This window comes from Acidiphilium sp. PM, from assembly GCF_000219295.1.
Classification (GTDB): domain Bacteria; phylum Pseudomonadota; class Alphaproteobacteria; order Acetobacterales; family Acetobacteraceae; genus Acidiphilium; species Acidiphilium multivorum.
Window position 1 is genome coordinate 1 of the sequence record NZ_AFPR01000518.1, and the last position, 4,032, is coordinate 4,032.

5 protein-coding genes are annotated in these 4,032 nt (G+C 69.2%); 1 reads left to right on the forward strand and 4 read right to left on the reverse strand.

Going from position 1 to position 4,032, the window contains the following annotated elements:
• On the forward strand, positions 1-437 hold a 437-nt coding region (locus APM_RS16980), incomplete at its 5' end, for a methyl-accepting chemotaxis protein (RefSeq protein ID WP_007424625.1).
• Positions 438-476: 39 nt separating this feature from the next.
• Here the strand turns inward: APM_RS16980 and APM_RS16985 are convergent.
• From APM_RS16985 to APM_RS17000, 4 genes are all read right to left on the reverse strand, one after another.
• Entirely contained in the window at positions 477-1,424 is a 948-nt protein-coding gene (locus APM_RS16985; RefSeq protein ID WP_007424626.1) for an SMP-30/gluconolactonase/LRE family protein, read from the reverse strand.
• Positions 1,421-2,371, reverse strand: a complete 951-nt coding sequence (locus APM_RS16990) for an ABC transporter permease (RefSeq protein WP_007424627.1) — start codon at positions 2,369-2,371, stop codon at positions 1,421-1,423. The genes APM_RS16985 and APM_RS16990 overlap by 4 nt, the downstream gene beginning before the upstream one ends.
• On the reverse strand, positions 2,368-3,366 hold the full coding sequence (locus APM_RS16995) for an ABC transporter permease (protein ID WP_007424628.1): 999 nt from the start codon (positions 3,364-3,366) through the stop codon (positions 2,368-2,370). Before APM_RS16995 ends, APM_RS16990 begins: the two co-directional genes overlap by 4 nt.
• On the reverse strand, positions 3,356-4,032 hold a 677-nt coding region (locus APM_RS17000), incomplete at its 5' end, for an ATP-binding cassette domain-containing protein (protein WP_007424629.1). The genes APM_RS17000 and APM_RS16995, both read right to left, overlap by 11 nt.

Genomic DNA, 4,032 nt, shown 5'->3' on the forward strand with positions numbered 1-4,032 from the left:
CATCGAACCAGCAGGTGGTCGCGGGGGTCGACCTGGTCGGGCAGACCGGCCGGGCGCTGGAGCGGATCGTTGCCCAGATCGGCGAGATCAACGGCGTCGTCGGCGAAATCGCCGCCTCGGCGCAGGAGCAGTCGACCGGGCTGGTGCAGGTGAATACCGCTGTCGGCCAGATGGACCAGACCACGCAGCAGAATGCCGCCATGGTCGAGGAATCCACCGCCGCCAGCCATAACCTCGCGCAGGAGGCGGAACAGCTTGCCAGCCTCATCGCACGGTTTGATCTCGGTGGCGTCGTGGACACGGCGCCGCGACCGGTGAAGCCGCGCCCTGCCGCGCCCGCAAGGCCGGCGCCGCGTCACGCGCCAAGACCGGCCGTCCTCGCGGCTCTCCCGGCGGCTCCAGGCCGTGCCGACGCCGATGACTGGGAAGATTTCTGAACCACCACCATCCCCGCCATCGGGACGATGGCGGGGGTTTCAGCCGCCGCGCACGCCCTGGGTGTTGACGTAGAGCGCGTAGATGCTCCGGCTCGCCGCCATGAACAGCCGGTTGCGGTGCCGCCCGCCGAAACAGACATTGGCGCAGCGTTCCGGCAAGGCGATGCGGCCGATCGGCGTTCCCTCGGGATCGAAGACCATCACCCCGTCAAGCGCCGGGTCGCCCATGCCCCAGCCGCACCAGAGATTGCCATCGATATCGACGCGGAAGCCGTCCGGCGTGCCGCCTGGGCCGGCATCGATCAGCCGCCGGTTGTTCGCAAGGCGGCTTCCGTCCACCACGTCGAACACGTGAATGGCGCGGTGGGGCTCCGATCGCGAGGCGACGACGTAAAGCCGGCTCTCATCCGGCGAGAACGCCAGTCCGTTCGGTCCCGCGATGTCGTCGGCCACCATAGTGACAGTGCCCGTCACCGGGTCGATCCGGTAGATCGCCGGGGCCAGCTCCGCCTCGGCGCGATGCCCCTCATACCACCCGGCAATGCCGAACGGCGGATCGGTGAACCAGATGCTGCCATCGGATTTCACCACGACGTCGTTGGGCGAATTGAGCCGCCGCCCGCCGAATCCGTCCGCCAGCACGGTGATGCTGCCGTCGATCTCGGTGCGGATGACACGCCGCCCGCCATGCTCGCAGGTGATCAGCCGTCCCTGCCGGTCGCGGGTGTTGCCGTTGGCATGGCCCGAGGATTGGCGGAACACGCTGACGCTGCCATCGGTCTCATCCCACCGCAGCATCCGGTCGTTCGGAATGTCGCTCCACAGCAGGAAGCGCCCATCGCCGAACCAGACCGGCCCTTCGGCCCAGCGGCATCCCTCGGCCAGCCGCTCGACCGCCGCGTTGAACAGCCGGTAGCGCGCGAAGGACGGCGAGAGCGTGTGGATCGCCGGATCGGGGTAGCACCCGGCCGGCTGCCAGGCGCTCACCGTTCCTTCTCCCGCCCATAGGCGAGCAGCAGCGCGAGGATGACGACGCCATAGGCGATGCTGCGGACATAGTCGGGCATCGAAAGCGCGAGCAGCACCGAGACCAGCACGGTCAGGCTGACCGCGCCGGCGGCGACGCCGAGATAGTTCCCGCGCCCGCCGAGGATGTTCACGCCGCCGATCACCACCGCGGCGATCGAGGTGAACAGGTAGGGATCGCCCAGCCCGAGCGAGGCCTGCCCGCCGAAGCCCACCAGCATGACGCCGCCGAGTGCCGCGAACCCGCCGCACAATGCATAGAGCAGGATCGTCATCCGCCGCGCGTCGATCCCCGCGAGGGTCGCGGCGAGCGGGTTGGTGCCGAGTGCGTAGGTCGCGCGTCCGAAGCGCGTCACGGCGAGGGCGCCGCTCACCAGCGCGGTAATCACCGCCCAGAGCCAGAGCGCGTCGGGAATGCCGAGCAGGGTGCCATGCGCCAGGGTCTGGATCGCCGGCGGCGCGTAGGACGAGCACGACGAGCAGGTGAAGCCGCCGGTCAGCCCGAGGGTCAGCCCCTCGACGATGCCGTTCATGGCAAGCGTCATCACCACCGCGGGAATGCCGAGGAAGGCAACACCGATCCCGTTCGCGGCGCCGACGAGCAGCCCCATGCCGAGGGCGACCACGATCGCCTCCGGCGCGGCGGCGTTCTTGCCGAGCGAGGTGGTGGTGAGCAGGATCGCCGCGGCGTTGAGTACCCAGGGCACCGAAAGATCGATGCCGCCGATCAGGATGACGAAGCACTGCCCCGCCGCCACCAGGCCGACGAAGGAGGCGATCACCAGGATCGAGGAAACGCTGCCGCCGGACAGGAAGCCGGGATGGGCGGCTTCGCCGATCAGGAACAGGGCGATGGCGGCGGCGATCGCATAGAGGATGCGCCGCGTGTCGACGGAGAGCGCGCTCATCGCCGCCGCCTGATCGCGCCGCCGATGGCGCCGCCCAGCACGACCGCGATGATCAGGAACACGCCTTCGTAGAAGGACTGGTAGAGCGGGTTCACGTGACCAAAGAACAGGATGTTGACGATGAGGGTGGTGATGAAGGCGCCGGCGATCGCGCCGATCGCCGAGCCGCGTCCGCCGAACAGCGAAATACCGCCGAGCACGACCGCGACGATCGATGACAGCGTGTAGGAGTTGCCGGTCGTCGCGTCGCCCGCTGTGGCCGAGGCGGCAAGGAACAGCCCGGCCGCAGCGCCCAGCGTGCCGTCGAGCACATAGGCGATGATCTTGGTGCGCAGCACGTTCACGCCCAGCGCCGAGGCCGAGGCCTCGTCATTGCCGATCGCATAGAGATCCACGCCCATGCGCGACCGCCGGAACGCCGCCCAGCCCAGGCCCAGCACCAGGATGTAGACCAGCGCCCACGGCCCGTTGGGGTTGACCAGCAGGTTCGTGTAGGCGGGCGGGATCGCGCCGCCCGGCTCGGGCAGGACGCGGATCGCCAGGCCCTGGAAGATCGACAGGGTCGCCAGGGTGACCACGATCGGCGGCAACCGGCCGAGCGCGACCAGCAATCCGTTCACCAGCCCGCAGGCCGCCCCCGTCATCAGGATGATCGCGGACCAGCCGAGCGCGCTGCCAAGCGTCTTGCCCATCGTCACGGCGGCCATCGCATTGGCGAGATCGACGACACCGCCGACCGAGAGGTCGATTCCGCGGGTCAGCACCACGAAGCTCTGCCCGACTGCGGCAAAGACCAGCGGGATGGCGGAGTTGACGGCCGAGGTCAGCTCGAAATTGCCCGGCAGGCGATGCTGTTCGATCCCGTAGATCAGCGCGAAGCCGAACACCGCGAGGATCAGGATCGCGCAGGCGAGGATCAGCCCGATATTCTGGGCGATCGTGTGGCCGAGGCGGCTTCCGCGCGGCAGCGCGGCGGCCGTGGCGTCAGGCGGCATTGGGCACCTCTTTCTGACCGGATTCACGCATGGCGGCGGCGACGATCGCCTCCGCGGACAGGTCCGCCGCCGCAATCTCGGCGACGAAGGCGCCGCGCCGCATCACCTTCACCCGATGGCAGAGATGGGCGAGTTCCTCGGCATCCGACGAATAGAACAGGATCGCATAGCCCTCGCGCGCGAGCCCGGCGACGAGTTCATAGATCTCGTGCTTGGTCGCGACATCGACGCCGCGGGTGACGTCGTAGAGCAGCAGGATGCGCGACTGCGTCATCAGCCAGCGGCCGAGCAGCACCTTCTGCTGGTTGCCGCCCGACAGCGCGCCGACGCGCTGCGCCGCCGAGGGCGTCCGCACGGCGAGCCGCCGGATGTTTTCAGCCACCAGCGCGCGCTCCGCCCCCAGCCGCAGAATGCCGAAACGGGAGAGCCGGCGCAGGATCGGCAGAGTGAAATTGTCGCGCACGGAGAGCGACAGGAACAGCCCCTCGCTCTTGCGGTCCTCCGGCACGAGCGCGATGCCGGCGCGCATGGCGTCGCGCGACGAGGCGATGCGCACCGGCTTGCCGTCGATCTCGACCCGCCCCTCGCGGAAGCCTGGCGCGCCGAACAGGCCGAAGAACAGGGCGCGATGGCCGTGCCCGGCGAGGCCGCCAATGCCGAGGATCT